16 protein-coding genes are annotated in these 15,616 nt (G+C 46.0%); 12 read left to right on the top strand and 4 right to left on the bottom strand.

All coding sequences use genetic code 11. The features are described 5' to 3' along the window. Positions 1–259 precede the first annotated feature (259 nt). Entirely contained in the window at positions 260–1,102 is an 843-nt protein-coding gene (locus DFR28_RS11630; RefSeq protein WP_211316969.1) for a hypothetical protein, read from the top strand. 182 nt (positions 1,103–1,284) lie between these two features. Here the strand turns inward: DFR28_RS11630 and DFR28_RS11625 are convergent, their stop codons facing one another. Beyond that, a complete protein-coding gene (locus tag DFR28_RS11625) occupies positions 1,285–1,785 on the bottom strand; it encodes a YybH family protein (protein ID WP_113954474.1) in 501 nt (166 codons plus the stop codon). A 44-nt stretch (positions 1,786–1,829) separates the two neighbouring features. Here DFR28_RS11625 and DFR28_RS11620 point away from each other — a divergent pair, with 44 nt between their 5' ends. From DFR28_RS11620 to DFR28_RS11600, 5 genes are all read left to right on the top strand, one after another. Then, positions 1,830–2,597 carry a LytTR family DNA-binding domain-containing protein gene (locus tag DFR28_RS11620; protein ID WP_113954473.1) on the top strand — a complete coding sequence of 256 codons (768 nt, stop codon included), beginning with the start codon at positions 1,830–1,832 and terminating at the stop codon, positions 2,595–2,597. A 213-nt stretch (positions 2,598–2,810) separates the two neighbouring features. Then, complete coding sequence (locus tag DFR28_RS11615) at positions 2,811–3,548, top strand: hypothetical protein (RefSeq protein WP_147251009.1); 738 nt, start codon at positions 2,811–2,813, stop codon at positions 3,546–3,548. Between the two features lie 184 nt (positions 3,549–3,732). Further along, a complete protein-coding gene (locus DFR28_RS11610; protein ID WP_113954471.1) occupies positions 3,733–4,002 on the top strand; it encodes a hypothetical protein in 270 nt (89 codons plus the stop codon). A 15-nt stretch (positions 4,003–4,017) separates the two neighbouring features. Further along, entirely contained in the window at positions 4,018–4,608 is a 591-nt protein-coding gene (locus tag DFR28_RS11605; RefSeq protein ID WP_113954470.1) for a hypothetical protein, read from the top strand. A 279-nt stretch (positions 4,609–4,887) separates the two neighbouring features. Next, entirely contained in the window at positions 4,888–5,967 is a 1,080-nt protein-coding gene (locus DFR28_RS11600) for an SIR2 family protein (RefSeq protein WP_113954469.1), read from the top strand. A gap of 252 nt (positions 5,968–6,219) precedes the next feature. Here DFR28_RS11600 and DFR28_RS11595 read toward each other — a convergent pair whose 3' ends face one another. After that, positions 6,220–7,083 (bottom strand): sterol desaturase family protein, encoded by an 864-nt coding sequence (locus DFR28_RS11595; RefSeq protein ID WP_113954468.1) that lies wholly within the window; start codon positions 7,081–7,083, stop codon positions 6,220–6,222. 94 nt (positions 7,084–7,177) lie between these two features. Here DFR28_RS11595 and DFR28_RS11590 point away from each other — a divergent pair, with 94 nt between their 5' ends. The 5 genes from DFR28_RS11590 (at position 7,178) to DFR28_RS11570 (ending at position 12,047) form a co-directional block, all read left to right on the top strand. Further along, positions 7,178–7,843 (top strand): Crp/Fnr family transcriptional regulator, encoded by a 666-nt coding sequence (locus DFR28_RS11590; protein ID WP_113954467.1) that lies wholly within the window; start codon positions 7,178–7,180, stop codon positions 7,841–7,843. A 192-nt stretch (positions 7,844–8,035) separates the two neighbouring features. After that, on the top strand, positions 8,036–9,427 hold the full coding sequence (locus tag DFR28_RS11585) for a circularly permuted type 2 ATP-grasp protein (protein ID WP_113954466.1): 1,392 nt from the start codon (positions 8,036–8,038) through the stop codon (positions 9,425–9,427). 55 nt (positions 9,428–9,482) lie between these two features. Beyond that, a complete protein-coding gene (locus DFR28_RS11580) occupies positions 9,483–10,433 on the top strand; it encodes an alpha-E domain-containing protein (RefSeq protein WP_113954465.1) in 951 nt (316 codons plus the stop codon). Continuing rightward, a complete protein-coding gene (locus tag DFR28_RS11575) occupies positions 10,433–11,248 on the top strand; it encodes a transglutaminase domain-containing protein (RefSeq protein ID WP_113954464.1) in 816 nt (271 codons plus the stop codon). Before DFR28_RS11580 ends, DFR28_RS11575 begins: the two co-directional genes overlap by 1 nt. A gap of 64 nt (positions 11,249–11,312) precedes the next feature. Then, positions 11,313–12,047: a proteasome-type protease gene (locus tag DFR28_RS11570; protein ID WP_113954463.1), complete on the top strand. Its 735-nt coding sequence runs from the start codon at positions 11,313–11,315 to the stop codon at positions 12,045–12,047. A gap of 68 nt (positions 12,048–12,115) precedes the next feature. Here the strand turns inward: DFR28_RS11570 and DFR28_RS11565 are convergent, their stop codons facing one another. After that, on the bottom strand, positions 12,116–13,300 hold the full coding sequence (locus tag DFR28_RS11565) for a hydroxymethylglutaryl-CoA reductase (protein ID WP_113954462.1): 1,185 nt from the start codon (positions 13,298–13,300) through the stop codon (positions 12,116–12,118). A 40-nt stretch (positions 13,301–13,340) separates the two neighbouring features. On the opposite strand from DFR28_RS11565, the gene DFR28_RS11560 reads away from it, so the two are divergent. After that, on the top strand, positions 13,341–13,916 hold the full coding sequence (locus tag DFR28_RS11560) for a hypothetical protein (protein WP_147251008.1): 576 nt from the start codon (positions 13,341–13,343) through the stop codon (positions 13,914–13,916). Between the two features lie 139 nt (positions 13,917–14,055). On the opposite strand, the gene DFR28_RS11555 is transcribed toward DFR28_RS11560, so the two are convergent. Continuing rightward, positions 14,056–15,519, bottom strand: coding sequence for a hypothetical protein (locus DFR28_RS11555; RefSeq protein ID WP_113954460.1), 1,464 nt, complete (start codon positions 15,517–15,519; stop codon positions 14,056–14,058). Positions 15,520–15,616: the final 97 nt, after the last annotated feature.

The following is a 15,616-nucleotide window of genomic DNA, read 5'->3' as shown; positions in this document are numbered from 1 at the left end:
GTCGTTAAACGCAGGTACGGTGTCTTGCGTTGCCATTGCCTCTTCATTGAATGGCCGCAAAGTAATCTTAAGGGATCAGAGCCCTTTAAGACAACACTGGACTATAAAGGGCAATTTTGCGCCAAATGACTGCCTGTGGAATGGTCAGTACGGAAATTCGATGTTCACTAAGTTGCTGCATAATTCGTGCAAAAAAATAGGAATATTTGTTGGGACGAAATAGATGCTTATTTACTCGTGAACTGAAGTTTTGAAGTGCTTGATAACAATATTGTGGCTTGGCTGTTGGTCATCTGATGCTCTGACAGCAGATCTGGATGCATGGACGTTTTACAATGTGTCGAGTTCTAGAGTAGAAGTCGCGCGATCAACCGATTCTCAGGATGGAGATAATTTACTTATTATCGACAGTACCGAGCTAGACTTTGAAAATGACTCCAGCTCGTTTTATGACCTCTTTCGACACGAAGCCTATTTGATTCAAACCATAGTGCCTAATAAGCTCCAAGGGAAACACCTTCACATCTCAGGGTTTGCAAAAAGTACCACTCCTGATTTTTTAAAACTGGAAGAACTGTTCGATGAAAAGGTTGCTGAATCAGACAGAGAGAAATTTGAAATGAGAATGGTTAATTTCAATGAGGACATGGCTAATAAGTATAGAGCGTGGTACGAAGAAAACCTGCTCCTGAGCTCGAAGTTGCAGCGTGAGTTATTCGCTGAAGAGATGAGGCGTTCTAATGCAATTGCCGATTTTGGTATTTGGGTGTTCCTGCATATGGAGGAGGGTCAGTATGAAAAACGGCGTATCTACAAACATATACCAACATCGGCAGGGCATGCTAATCAAAACGATTTGTGGAATCGGTTCAATGTCGAAGTGAGTGTGCCCGAAAATTGCGAAGCGGTTTCAATCGTCCTATGGTCAAAAGGTTTGAATATCGTAGAGTTTGATCATATTGCAGTAGTTGAACAAGGGCAGTCACTCGCTAAGTCTACTGCGAACAGTTATCTTTCCAGTTATGACGAATTGTATGATTACTTTGCGCAGGCACCGTCGATTGTTGTCTCGGAGTTTACCAACCTAAGTTTTGAGAACTAGGTTCCGAAAGATCAAGAAAGTAACTCAAGTCTTGAATGACTGCTTAGCAACTAAGAGCCTGTGAACGTGCTTTGGGGCAGAGGCTCTACCATAGTAGAAGAGCCAGAGTTGCTAGATAGCCAACTGCAATTACTCTGAAAAAGCCCGGTTTTAGCCGGGCTTTTTTGTGGCTGCCGAGATGGTTACTGTCGCGGATCCATAATCGCCGTGTGAACAATCTCCCATTCGCCACCATTGTTGGCCAACACCAAGTGAAAATGAACACGACGCACGCTTTGATCAGTGGGTGTTCCTAGGTCAGTATAAAGATGAAGAACGGCCGCAGAGTCCGACAGAATTCTACTTGAGATTGCATGCAGGTCTAACGTGTCAATGTTACTTTGCATTTGTGCAAACTGTGGGAATAATCTTTCTTTAACGAAAATCTCGAGTGCCTCGCGGCCACGAAAAATTCGCGCGAAAGCGTTTGTCCATTCAGTGTCTTTAGAGTGCATTTTGGCGAATGAGCTTGCGTCGAGTTCACGCCAAGCGGTCTGATATTGGGTAATAAAGTCATCAATAGAAGCAGTTTTTTTATCACCAAAGTGAGCGTATGCAGGTATTTCACCACGCGCTTGCGCTAGAGTTTGATGGTTAAAGCTAAGCAAGCATAGCGCAGAACAAATACAGAGAAAGTTTTTCATAGAGTTTTAAATTTGCTAGTCTGAGTTGAGGATGTGCTTACTCTATGGCGGTGAGCAATGAACTTAAAACCTTATTTCTTGAATGGTCTGAATATGTCATGAATGGTCTGAAATATTTAGTTTTCAAGAATTGGCCACTCCAAATTGGCTATGCCGCTTTGCTTGTATCGCTTTTGGTGATGGGAAGAGCGTATGCCACCGACAATATTGGTTTTCCCCTGCGGCTTGCTATGTGGTCAATTATTGTTGGCTTGATCGTTGTACAAACGCGCATTATTTTCGGCTTTATTCAACCAAGGCTCCCATTACCGGTGGTTGCAGAAGCCGTCACTCTCACCTTAACATCGTTCCTTTGCGCCGCCGAATTAGCCCTATTGAAATACACACCATTACTCCCGAAAAGCCACGATCCATATTTTGAGTTCGTCCTCTTTTTGATAGCGCCAGTCTTTATTCTTGGCGGCGGTGCTCTGTTACTAGATCGATTCGTTAGTTCCCAGCAAAACCACTCTAAGAACATCGCCGCGAATAGACCAGCCTCAGAAATACTAACGGTGCAGGCGCAAGAACATTACATCCTGCTCACCACTGCAGAAGGAACTAAGATTCGACGTGGCAAATTCCGTGAGCAAGTTGCTCAATTGAAGGGTCTCGATGGAATCCAAGTGCATCGTTCTTGGTGGGTTGCGCGCGCTGCAGTGTCTAGTGTAACAAAGCAGGAGCGTGACTATGTAATCCAACTAGTCTCGGGTGAGTGCGTGCCGGTTGCCCGTTCTAAAGTTGCGTTACTTCGCGAGATGGGCTGGATTTAAACTCCAGCACGTACTGCCCAGATATGCTGGAGAGAGTTTTTACCTTTTCCTTTTGTCTCGCCGAATTCAAAGGGTTAGTGAAAATTATCAGCTGCTACGCTGGGAGGCGAATTCGCTGAGAGCACGCTTTGGGCAACTTTCACCCGCTCGTATTGACATAATTGAATGAGTCTTAAATACTCATTTCTGCCATTCACAAATCGGATTTTGAGATTGAATATAAACCTAAAAAAATATCTTTTTGTCGCTTACATTGCATTACTCACATTGGTTAGCTTTGAAATAGCACTAGCCTCGCCATCACCTTTAAGCCCATATCGATCTCAACTTGATTTAGTTTTTGCGGCGATTGATGAAGGCGATAATGAAAAGGTATTTAATACTATTTTAGATATTAAAAGTGATGACAATATAGCCGGATACGTTAAAGGGATGTTTCTAATAGAGGTGGGGCAACGGTATGATCAAATCGAGGAATACGATTTAGGCATCAATGCTTATAAAGAAATTTTGTCGCTAAAAGATAGTTTAGGAAACGGCCAAATTTATAGTATGGCCTTGCGGCTTATAGCTGGTAACTACTTAGTATTAGACAAGCCGAAGTTAGCATGTGAATACGGACGAAAACTAACTTTTGAGCAAAAGTCAAAGCCAGTTTGGAAGAGTGTTATCTTTCTTGCCTACTGTGAGTATTTACAAGAGAACTATCAAGAGGCACTGGCCGAGGCTGAAAATGCAAAGGCGGTTTCACTCCAAGTAAATACGAAAGATGTAGAAGATGCGGAACGACAAGTTTTTTCGATTCAAGCCGCAGTTTACGAAAAACTAGGTCGTAATAGAGATGCGGTTATCGCACTTTCGAACATGTATGACTCTAAGCCAACTCCAGAGCTCATGGCTAGAATTAACCGATTGCGTAAAAAGTACGATAATTCAAGCATTAGCGATTAGTTTTAGCTGAATGTTGGTTTTATTCGAACGGCTGAAAAGGGCAACTTTGCCCCATTCGCATTGACATAATCGACTGGGTCTTAAATACTCATAACAGTCGTTTGCGAAGTGAGAGAAATCAAGATTGAATCGCACTATTAGTGTATTGGGCGACCGTCTATTTTGAACTACGGGGGAAATTATTTTGGACGCTATCGTATATTTAATTGAGTACTATTCTCCTGATTTTAAAAAATCTCTCAGGCTGGCTGATAGTAAGCCAATTGTAGTTCCGCAGAACGCAGATTATGTCTCGTTAGAATCAGACCAAGGGTTGTTCGGTGGTAAAGTAAGTCATAAGGGACACTGGATCGGTTACAGCAGTGAGTATAAAAGCACAGTGCATTACACTACTGTCCATTTGGCTGAAATTGAGGGTGAGCAAAAGGAGCCTAGTAAGCCAGTACCTGACTGAGTTTGGAGAAATCTAATGGAAATAGTAACTGCCATAATTACCGCTCTAATTGGATTGTTAGCGTACTTTTCTGCACGAGCCGCTAGGGTTGCCGCTGAGCATTCTTCCAGTGCAGCGGATACTATCGCGAACGAAAGTTTAGCAGTTCAAAAAGCGCAATTGGTTCTTGAATACCAACGGGAAGTTAGGGAATGGACCGTATCTGTAATCCGAAATACAGATGAGTTAATCGCGCTATCGAAACTTGATCCGGCTCGAACAGATATTAACTACAGAACAAGACAAGTATTTTGCGTTGCTAGAATTTCTACAGACATAGATTCTGGACGCTGTTTTTTCAACAACGATACTTCTATTCCTCACGGTCAAGAAAAGGAAGAGGCATTTCGTGGATTCCGTCACAAAGTGCTTGATCCATTGGTTCGGATTTCATTGATTGGCAAAAAACTAGACTATCTAGATTGCAATAAAAATAAGGGCTTGGATAAAGAAATAGTAAAACAGAAAAGAGACTTTGTTAGTAATGTCCAAAAGTACATTCGTTCTCCTGATTGGTTGGAAATAGTAGATAGTGCTGAGAAAAATCGTGACCAAATTCAGGAATGATGAACTCCGAGTTATTTGATTTCTCGCCTTAACCCGCTGCTTGATCGGTGGTTGTAAATGTCTCAAATGAGCAAGCATGCGACCTTTGTCCCTTGATTTGGCTAATTGGCAGTTCGATACTCTAAGCGGGCATTGAGATTGATATGAAGATGTGGCTCGTTTTCGTTTCTAGTGTCTCGCGTGGTTGACAGGCTGCTTCTCCATGCCACATCATGGACGCATTGCGGCCGTTTTTTTGGACGAGTCGTCTATTGAACGCTAAAGGCTAGGGGAAAAGGGATGTCTGGAAAAACCGTGTTTGTTGTCGGCGCAGGAGCCAGCTCAGAAGTCGGGCTGCCCTTAGGATTCGATCTGAAAACCTTGATTACACATAAACTAAAACTTGATCGCGACGGAAATGCTCAGGGAACCACCGATGAAAATCTAAGGGCAATCTTCAATAGGATTGCAAATAAGACAAATGACAAAAACCACATTTTTGGAGAATTCCAGAAAAAAGCTAATCAGATGGCGCGAGGGTTGCCCTTAGCGAGATCGATAGACAACTACTTACATGATCATTCCAGTGACCCTCAGATAGTACAGATCGGAAAACTTGCAATTGTGTCCAGCATATTGGAGGCGGAGCGGAAATCAGATTTATGGATCGACCCAGATCGTAGACCCGCTGATTCCACGCAGTGGATTGGGCGCAAAAGATATGAAAACAGTTGGTATCCAGCACTATTCCAACTAATGACCGACAAATGTAAGGCCTCGGACCTTAAGGAAAGATTTAAAAAGTACTCGTTCATAATTTTCAATTACGATCGCTGCATTGAGCATTTTCTAGAACGAGCGCTTAAAGTGTACTACCCGGTGCTTGACGATGACGATATTTTTGAAATAATGTCTAATCTGAACTTGGAGCATCCTTATGGCAGATTAGGCACCCTCGGCTGGCAAGTCAAGGGAAAGGGTGGACCCGACGTTGAGTTTGGCGGTCAACCCGGTTCTGAGGACAAATATATCGAGCTCTCGGAAAACATCCTGACATTTACAGAAGCTGAGAAATTGGTTGAGGGAACTGTCAACTCCATCCAATCACAAGTCCAGCAGTGTGAACGGCTAGTATTCCTCGGCTTTGGCTTCATTCCATTGAATCTCGATTTGATTGCGCCTTTCAATCAGCAATACACTCGTAGAGGGTCTTTCAAATGCATAGCGACTGTCAAAGGAATATCTGAGCCAAACCGCGACCAGTATGTGAAGGTCCTGGCTAATCGTTTAAACACAGTTGAAGGAAATATACTGACTGAGAGTTGTAGTTGCGCGGAACTAATTTCTGGTTACTCCTCCTACCTTGAAGATGTTAACTAGTGAAGCGAGAAAGCAGGAGGGGCCAAGCTTTTTACTCTGCGTCGAGTGTCTGTTTAAGACACACTTCCAATAGTAATCAGGTTGTTTTTCATTCGAAGACTTTAACTTCCTCCCCGACAAAAGTTCCATATCATGGACGAGGGAAATTCAGTTTTTCATCGCCTGTCCAGCTAACGCTGAATGTCCGCAAAGGGCAATAAACTGACTGTCAGCCTTAGTTATAGCGTGCTTAAATGGTCAAGGTTTCTACCGCTAAGTTGGTGTCTGGTGAGCAGTTGTCTCGGGCGAAGTGGTCTCTGCACGGTAAATCTGTTCTACCGGTTTGGTTCGAATCAGTGGCCAAAACAGTTGTTCAGCCGTTGATGTCTCCGGTAGATTTTCGACTCCCATCTGCTCAGGATAGCGGCGTGTGATTTTTGCGGTGCCGAATAACACGTCCCAAAAGAACAACAAATTCCCATAGTTTCCTTTGTAGTTGGTGATGCCGTCGCTGGCATGTTTGCCGTGGTGTGCGCTATGTGTTGCTGGCGTAGAGATGGTTCGCTCGACAACCCACATGAGTGGTGACAGCCATTTGATTCGATATAGTGGTGCATCCCAGCGAACGTCGCTGTGTGCACCAAAGATCACCGTCATCTTCAACACGATATAGACTGCATAGACCCATCCACCACCGAAGTAAATGAGCGCGCCGGAAAGCCATAGCCCGGGCATCAATAGATAATAAAATAGATTATTTCGGTACACGACACGAATTGATAAGTATGGCGCGTTGTGATGTGGGCGATGTAAGTTATATAGCCATGGAATCGAGTGCGAAAGCCGATGCCACCAATATTGAGTTAGGTCATCGAAAATTAAAAACAGCGCAAACACAGCCCAAAATGGCCAGTCTTCGAGTGCTCCTTGAAAGTCTGGTGCCACTAGCGCGGCAATTCCTAGGCCGCCGGCGATTGCAAAAGGTTGGGTAAACAGCGTTAGGATGGCGGTGCTAATGGACTCGACTAATCCGTCGGAGCGCGTTTGACCTGGCTTATTGAAGAATTGAGTAAACAAAATCTCGAGCACGACAAATCCGAGCAGAATGGCCAAAATTACTATTAGTTCTAGTTTCATTTCAATTCTCTATGCCTTATTGGGTTAGCGCTTGAGCAGATTAGCACCGAGTATTGCGATAGAATGCTAAGTATTTAGCATTCTGGGTATATCTATGGATTTATTACGGGTTAATACACCTAATTTCATGGCGCTGTTGTCCGATGCGACTACTGAACAGTTGGTATCAAAGGCTCGTCTGATGCGCTATAGCGACGGTCAGTTGATACATAGCCGCGGTGCGAAACCTCCAGGCCTGTCAATAGTGGCATCAGGATCTGTGCATGTGGGAATTTACGGCGATGACGGTAAGTTCGTGATGACGACTATCTTGGGACCCGGCGAATGCTTTGGTGAATTTACCTTGTTTACCGAATTACCGAGAACCCATGATGTGTACGCTGGCAGAGACTGCCAAGTGCATCAGCTTGGTGGCGCGGTATTTATGCGTCTTTATGAGGCAGAGCCGGAGATCTCACGCGCGCTGTTGAAAACTACCTTGTTGCGATCACATATTCTGCTTGAGATGCTTGATGCGATTCGCCGGTTGCCGATTCCGCAACGGACCGCGCGTATTTTATTGGCAATGTCACAGACCTCGAATAATCCGAATGAGCTGATTTGTCGACAAGACGAGCTCGCGTACACTATTGGTGTGTCGCGTGTTTCACTAGGCAAGGCGCTGCAAGGTTTGCAACGTGAAGGTTTAATTGAATTAGGGTATCGGTCGATTCGTATGCCCGATTTAGACAAGCTAGAGAGTTGGTTGAGAGAGATTTGAGCGGTTTTAATTCGCTATATTTTCACGCAATTGAGGCTCGGTTTATGTCATTATTGAAGAGGCTGGTAGCAATGAGCGACGAAAATCGCCAAAGATCTGAAGCTGCTAGCTAGTCACCGTCCAGCAGTGGAGTTGGATTTCCCCTTATAAAGTTACGACTAACTAGGTTGATAATACGTGTCATTTAATGAAATGACCTCGGGCGGTCATGTACGAGAGCCCTACAAAGAAGTAATGAAGTGGATCGAGCAGACTGATCCTAATCTAATTCATCAGAAGCATCGACAAGCCGAAGCACTATTTCGGCAGATTGGTATAACGTTTGCGGTATATGGTGAGGGCGGAGATAGTGAGCGACTTATTCCATTCGACATTATGCCCAGAGTTTTTACCGCAACTGAATGGGAAAAATTGGAGCGTGGTGTTAAACAGCGAGCTCGGGCACTCAACGCCTTTTTATGGGATGTATATCATCGCGGTGAAATAATATTATCGGGTCGTATGCCCGGCAAACTGGTTTATCAAAATGATGCTTATGAACCGTCTGTTGTGGGGTTTTCGCCTTCCCAAAAAGTGTTCTCGCATATTATCGGTGTCGACTTAGTTCGTACTGGAGCCGACGAATTTTACGTGCTTGAAGACAATTGCCGGACTCCTTCCGGCGTGTCTTATATGCTCGAAAATCGCGAAATTATGATGCGCTTGTTTCCGCAGTTGTTTCGTACTAACCGAATTATGCCGGTCGATAATTATCCCGGTTTATTACGCAAGACACTCAAGTCGGTGGCGCCGGAAAAATGTGATAATGAGCCAACCGTGGTGGTACTGACGCCGGGCGCTGCAAACTCAGCCTATTTCGAACATTCTTTTTTGGCTGATCAAATGGGGGTTGAGCTAGTCGAGGGGCGTGATCTTTTTATAAAAGGTGATTTTGTTTTTATGCGAACGACCCGCGGGCCACGGCGGGTGGATGTGATCTATCGCCGGATCGATGATGCGTTTATTGATCCGTTGTGTTTTCGTGCAGATTCGCTGCTGGGTGTCCCTGGCTTGATGAACGCTTATCGCGCTGGCGGTGTCCAAATATGCTCTGCACCCGGTGCTGGTGTGGCTGATGATAAAGCGGTGTATACCTATGTGCCTGAAATGATTCGCTTTTATTTAGGAGAGGAACCAATTCTGAATAATGTGCAAACTTGGCGCTGTTCTGAAGCTGACGACTTGAAATACGTGTTAGATAACCTCGCCGATCTGGTTGTTAAAGAGGTGCATGGTTCCGGTGGATATGGAATGCTGGTCGGTCCAGCCTCCACTAAAGCCGAAATTGAGCAGTATCGCTTGCGTATCTTAGCCGACCCAGAAGATTTTATTGCTCAACCAACCTTGGCGCTGTCGACTACACCAACTTATGTTGAGCAAGAGTTAGCACCACGCCACGTGGATTTGCGTCCGTACTGTTTAGTTGGAGAATCGATCGAACTTTGCCCTGGCGGCTTGACTCGGGTAGCGATGCGGGAAGGTTCGTTGGTGGTGAATTCGTCGCAAGGCGGTGGTGTTAAAGATACATGGGTATTGTCGAACTAGATTTGTCTGTAGGTATCGACAGTAAGCAACCAAAAATAATATTTAGGAATAGACTATGTTAAGCCGTAACGCAGAATCACTTTTCTGGGCGTCACGCTATATGGAGCGTGCCGATACCATGGCGCGTAACTTAGAGGTGGGGTATCGCATGTCGATGATGCCAGCCAAAAACGGTGGTTATACGTCAGAGTGGAAGTCTATTTTGACAGCCACGAGCACGCTGCAACAATTTCAGGAAAGTTACTCCGAAATCAGCGAAGAAAATGTTGAGAGTTTCCTTGTCTACGACAATAGTAATTTCAGCAGCATTCGAAGCTGCCTGAGAATGGCACGCGACAATGCGCGACAAGTTAGAACGGCGATCACACGTGATACATGGTTAGCTTTCAATCAAGCATACTTGGAGTTTAAAGACTTCGATGACTCTGTTGAAAACCGCGTCGACCTCCCAACTATTTGTGACTGGGTAAAACGACAAGCCTCTATGGTGCGTGGCGCGTTTATCAACACGCAGTTGCAGACTGACGGATATAGTTTTTTTAATCTGGGTTATTATGTCGAACGTGCCGATAACACCGCGCGCTCTATCGACATTAAGTACCACGTGTTGTTGCCAACCATTGATATGCTCGGTGGCAGTATTGATAATTACCAGTGGTCGACATTGCTGCGTTCTCTGGGAGCTTATCGCTCGTTTCATTGGGCCTATGGTGGTGAGTACTCTCCGGATCGAATCGCCGATTTTTTGATTTTGAATCGATCATGCCCGCGCTCGTTGTGCTACTGCATTGAGAAAATAACCTTACACCTTGAGCAGCTATGTTCGAGCTACGGCAAATATACTCCGGCGCAGACCCATGCTATGCGCATGCTGGATGAACTCAGGACGATTAGTGTGAATAAGATTATCGCCAATGGTTTGCATGAGTACCTTATGCAATTTGTTCAAGAAAACAATCACTTAGCCGAACGGATTGGTGAGTCATTTCTATTTGGTGAACGCTAATGAGAATGTTGATCAACCATACTACCTCATACCGCTATTCGGAACCGCAGCGAATGATTATTCAAAGCCACCGTCTGTGGCCTGCCGCGTGTGATTCGCAAAAAATCATTAATTGGGAGGTACACTGCGAAGATGCTCTATTTGGTAGCTATTTTTTAGATGGCGGCGGTGATCAAATACGTACCATGTGTGTTGAAAATTTAGAACGAGATGTCGAAATTCGTGTTACTGGGGAAATCGAAACAAGCGACACTAACGGACTAATCAAACTTCGCAATGAACGTGTGTCGCCATTGGTGTACCTGCGCGACACTGAGCTTACTCGGCCCGATGACCGAATTGCTGAATTGGCGAAACGCGCACTAGACTTGAGCGGTGAAAACCAGTTGGACGTAGCGCACGGCATCATGAGTGAGGTCAGTGGTGCGTTTAAGTATATTCCCGGCGCGACCGATAGTTCCTATACCGCGAGTCAAGCGCTAGAACAGGGCACGGGTGTTTGCCAAGACTTTGCTCACTGTTTAATTGCCGCTGCCCGGCTAAATCGTATTCCGGCACGTTACACCACCGGCTATCTGCATATGGACGCAAGTGGCGAGCAGCATGATGCGAGTCATGCGTGGGCCGAGCTGCTGATTGAAGGCTTAGGCTGGGTTGGCTTTGATGCGACTAACGATTGCTGTCCAGATGCGCGTTACGTGCGGGTTGGGTCAGGCTTAGATGCGCAGGATGCGGCATTAATTCGTGGTATTTCACGTGGTGTTGGTGAAGAAACCATGCACACAGACGTTAATATCGTAAACGCGCAACAATAGCTTCCTTTCTGGTCTCGCTTGCCTTAATCTGCGTGTTTTATTACGTACTAAAGTAGTTTTTGCTATGACCTATTGTGTTGGGCTAATGGTTGATGAGGGCATGGTGTTGTTAAGTGATACACGCACCAATGCTGGGTTAGATAATATTGCCACGTACCAAAAGATGTTTACTTTTGAGGAACCCGGCGAGCGCGTCATTGTTATTCTGACGGCGGGCAGTCTATCGACTACGCAAACGGTAATCGCGAAGCTGTCGGAAGCTATCGAGCACCCTGATGCCACGCCCGAAACGTCGTTTATGTTGGCTCCCACCCTATTAGCTGCGGTCGACATTATTGGCAATATGTTGTCCGACGTAACGCTCGAAATCAGCGAGAAAATGAATCGAATGAACCAAGCGGCGTCGGCATCATTTATTGTGGCTGGCCAACGTGCCGGAGGCGAAGCCCGAATGTTTTTAGTTTACCCTGAGGGTAACTATATTGAGGCGACTCACGATACCCCTTATCTGCAAATCGGTGAGCACAAGTACGGCAAGCCGATTCTTGATCGAGTAATCCGAAAATCAACTAGTTTGAAAGATGCGCGCAAGGCCGCATTATTGTCGATGGATAGTACTTTGCGCTCGAATTTGTCAGTCGGTATGCCACTAGACTTAGCGATGATTCGCGACGGTGAATACCAAGTCTCACAATATCAGCGAATTGAAGCGGGAGACCCAGAGTTTAGTGCGCTGTCAGACTCGTGGTCAAAAGCCTTGCGCGACAGTTTTGCAGCCATTCACTGGGCAGCAAGCTAGGCTCTAGGTACTGGTTAGAGTTACTGTTATTAGCCATATGTTCGTAGAATTAGGTTAATAATGCGCCATTAAGGCCGATTGCGACCCAGTCGATCGTGACTTTCGACCCAGTCGCCGGCAAGCACAGCACTGGCTAATGACAATTCACCAGCTAACACCGTGGCGGCACAGATCTCGGCCAATTTTAAGGCCTTGCCGTCGCCGTAGCAGTCCATAATTTCTAAGCATTCGCGTTGTGAACCGAGCCCAGTACCGCCTCCGTAACTGGCGACAATCACCGAGGGTAAGGTGATTGACCAATATAAATCGCCATTGTCGAGCAAATCCACATACACGATGCCCGCTTGTGATTCGGCAATATTGGCGGCATCTTGGCCAGTGGCGATAAATATCGCAGCCAAGCCATTGGCGGCATGCAAGCCATTATTCGTCGTACCCGCCAACATGCCACCGACGTTGGATACCTGGCGTGCAGCGAACAGTGCTTTGGTGTCAACGCGCATAACGCGTTGCATCACTTCTTTGGGTAATACCACTTCCGCCACTACTCGTGCGCCACGAGAATGCAGAGTATTAATGTGTGAGTGCTTTTTGTCGGTGTCGATAGCTCCTGATAGCGTGTAGCGTGATTTGTGTGGATAATTTTTTTGGATCCAGGTGCAGGCCGCTAAGGTCGCCTTGCCACACATATTCTGACCTGCCGCATCGCCGGTGGTGTAGTTGAATCGAAGGAAGCGCATGCGAGACACGCCATACTGTTCAACATGTGACAACTTCCCCACTGAGGTGGTAGCCTCCGCGGCAGTGCGAATATCCGCTAAGTGAGCATCGAACCAGGCGCCAAACTCCTTTGCTTCTCGCGCGTTCTCAAAATGAAATACCGGTGCGCGTTGCATATACCGCTCGACGACCGTGGTCGTGACGCCGCCGATCTCCGACAAAACTCGCATACCACGACTATAGCTTGCGACTAAGGTGCCTTCGGTGGTGGCCATCGGTACATAAAAGTGTCCAGCCGCATGTTCGCCATTTATCAATATTGGTCCGGCGAGTCCAATTGGAACTTGTGCCATGCCAATTGGGTTTTCTATGTTGCCGGCTAAGGTGGCTGGATCCACTGATGAATGAGCAACGTGCTTGAGCGTTACACCGGTTTGCTTGAGTAAAAACGCTTGTCGTTCAGCAATGGATTCAGGCGTGTAATTGTCTTGTTGACGGGGAATTTTTGCGGCATCCGATGGCTGATTACTCATTGATTGGGACTCACTCGTTGGAATTTACTGAACTAGTTGTGTGGATAGAGTAACAGAACTTGTGTTGGCTGCCACCTACCGCCAAGGTCTGCTTAACGGATTCTTTGCTATACTTGGGCGACTAGAAAGAAGCGGCGCTGCTGCCGTGCACTGGTTTGTATCGCTTATTATCATCGGAGCTTTAGTCAGCATCTCGGTGACCTTAAACCGCCAAATGGAATTTTTAATGCCTATCGGTAACCCGTATAAAGCCCCAAGTTCAGACATTGTTGCGAATAATCAAAGCGAGGAGCAACAAGCGCAGACTGAGCGTTTGGCGCAAGGACAGAAGCTGATTATTTATGCCATGCTGCTGTATTTTGTGGTGCTCTTTGCGCAAGCTTTTATCGGCTTATTGGGGCCATTGCTGCTGCTCGGCTGCTTGCTGATGTCGATCATTGGGTTGTTCCGAGTTTTATCGGTTCTAGACAGCCATATCGTGATTAAGATATTACTGTTTATTTTGCTGTTTGTGCCACTGATCAATTTGTTTGTGATGCTGCGGATTAATGCGAGAGCGACTAAACGATTACGTGCAGAAGGCTATACGGTGGGGCTGCTAGGCGCTCGCAAATAGTCTCTGGCATGCAGCTATAGACCAAGCTGCGAGAGGTAAGACAGAGCGTGTGTGCTAATTAATACTCATTCCTTGAGTTAAGGGCCGCCAGAGTAGGGAGCTTGGCTGTTTATGTCAACCAAGCTCCCCGTCAAATATTCTAGAATGCTGCGTTTACCCCAAGCATTAAGATTTCTGAATCGGCTGAAGCGTCGCTGACCGGAATGTCAGGGCGATCAGGAATATGTCCACCACTTAGGAAGTTCAATGGCGCATAACCTTCTACTTTGATCAGCTCACTGAATAACTTAATATTTGGCGCGTAATGCATCGCTAGGCCGAGAACCCATTGATTCTGACGTTCCCACTCGGCGCCAGCTGGGCCGGCTTCGAAGTTGCTGAACTCAAACGAATAGGCCGCAGGCTTACCGAACAACTCGTCGCGGTATTGCACGCCAAAATCCATGCTTGATACCTTGCTCGCGGCAAATTGAGGAATAGTTGGATTGAATGTGCCAGGCCACTCGTCAGTAGTTTTAGCAAATTCAGTTTTGACCGTCCAATTGTCTGATTGCCACTTCGCGTACACGTCGTAAGCACCGTTTGGTTCTTCACATTGAGAGAAGTGAGTAATTGGGAAGCCTTGACAATAAGCGGTACCACGTTGATATGACGCGCCAATTAATAGCGATTGATCTGACTCTGAGCCAAACTCGTAACTGGCGTTAACCGCGTAGTTATTAAGTTTACTGGGAACCGATGTACCTTCCACTGGAGTGTTGGCAGAACGGAATTGCGCACCACCTTGGATTGCCATAGCTGATACATTCAGGCCATCTTTGGTGTAGCCAAATGTGGCACCGTTAGCCAACCCACCAAACGCATGCCAAACTGTCGAGTTGGTAAATGGGTTTACGGTGTCGGTCAAACCGAAAGGCACCGCCATTTTCCCTAAGCTCGCATACAGCGGTGATTCATCTAAGTTGCCGAATAGCACATAGGCACGACGTACTTGAACTTGATTTCGCGTCAGCGAGGTATTGGTGCCGGCGCCAAAGCTTTGTTCCGGATCAAACAAGAATTCGGCATTTGCGGTTATCCAATCACCAGCCGTGGCAGTAAAGCCAAGTTGTGCTGAATGAATTGTCGCTTCGGATACCGTTGTGCCACGTTGATTATTACTTGTTGGATGGCGCATCAAGTAACCAAATAGGTTGGGCTCATTGGTGCTTTGATAGTCAGCAATCGCGGTCACGGCTCCTTGGAGGTTAACAACGTTTTTGCCTAGCGTGCCATCTTGCTTGGCATTCAATACGCCCAATTGCTTGCGATTGATATTTACCAACGGGTCAAGCAACTGGTAGCCGTACTCCGAGTTAAATTGAATAACGCCATCGGCTGAGCTCTTAGTGGTGCTAGCGGACGCCATACTGTTTGATGCTTGTGCAACTTGATTAACGCTCGCTGCTAATGCTTGATATTTCTCGCGCAGCTCTTTGTTCTCATTTTCTAATTTTTCCAATCGCTCTAGAATTGTCGATAAATCAAAATCTTGAGACCATGATTGGGATGAGATCGTTAATAAGCTTGCTGATAATAAAATCAGTACTAATTTCGTATTCATAGGTTTGTCTCTTCTTTATTTATGATACATCCGTTTATATGACCCTAATTTGACGTCAACATCCTGCGGGCGTCATTTCATCGTCAGCGGCTAGCTT

The sequence above is a fragment of the Arenicella xantha genome, assembly GCF_003315245.1.
Taxonomy (GTDB): domain Bacteria; phylum Pseudomonadota; class Gammaproteobacteria; order Arenicellales; family Arenicellaceae; genus Arenicella; species Arenicella xantha.
The sequence above is the reverse complement of the archived record's forward strand: the minus strand, read 5'-3'. Positions and strand labels throughout refer to the sequence as shown.

Bases quoted from the DNA above. Each gene is read 5' to 3' on its own strand.
- DFR28_RS11625 (WP_113954474.1), bottom strand. From the start codon at position 1,785: ATGAAAAACTTTCTCTGTATTTGTTCTGCGCTATGCTTGCTTAGCTTT.
- DFR28_RS11620 (WP_113954473.1), top strand. From the start codon at position 1,830: ATGGCGGTGAGCAATGAACTTAAAACCTTATTTCTTGAATGGTCTGAA.
- DFR28_RS11565 (WP_113954462.1), bottom strand. From the start codon at position 13,300: ATGAGTAATCAGCCATCGGATGCCGCAAAAATTCCCCGTCAACAAGAC.
- DFR28_RS11555 (WP_113954460.1), bottom strand. From the start codon at position 15,519: ATGAATACGAAATTAGTACTGATTTTATTATCAGCAAGCTTATTAACG.
- DFR28_RS11605 (WP_113954470.1), top strand. From the start codon at position 4,018: ATGGAAATAGTAACTGCCATAATTACCGCTCTAATTGGATTGTTAGCG.
- DFR28_RS11575 (WP_113954464.1), top strand. From the start codon at position 10,433: ATGAGAATGTTGATCAACCATACTACCTCATACCGCTATTCGGAACCG.
- DFR28_RS11585 (WP_113954466.1), top strand. From the start codon at position 8,036: ATGACCTCGGGCGGTCATGTACGAGAGCCCTACAAAGAAGTAATGAAG.
- DFR28_RS11590 (WP_113954467.1), top strand. From the start codon at position 7,178: ATGGATTTATTACGGGTTAATACACCTAATTTCATGGCGCTGTTGTCC.
- DFR28_RS11600 (WP_113954469.1), top strand. From the start codon at position 4,888: ATGTCTGGAAAAACCGTGTTTGTTGTCGGCGCAGGAGCCAGCTCAGAA.
- DFR28_RS11570 (WP_113954463.1), top strand. From the start codon at position 11,313: ATGACCTATTGTGTTGGGCTAATGGTTGATGAGGGCATGGTGTTGTTA.
- DFR28_RS11595 (WP_113954468.1), bottom strand. From the start codon at position 7,083: ATGAAACTAGAACTAATAGTAATTTTGGCCATTCTGCTCGGATTTGTC.
- DFR28_RS11580 (WP_113954465.1), top strand. From the start codon at position 9,483: ATGTTAAGCCGTAACGCAGAATCACTTTTCTGGGCGTCACGCTATATG.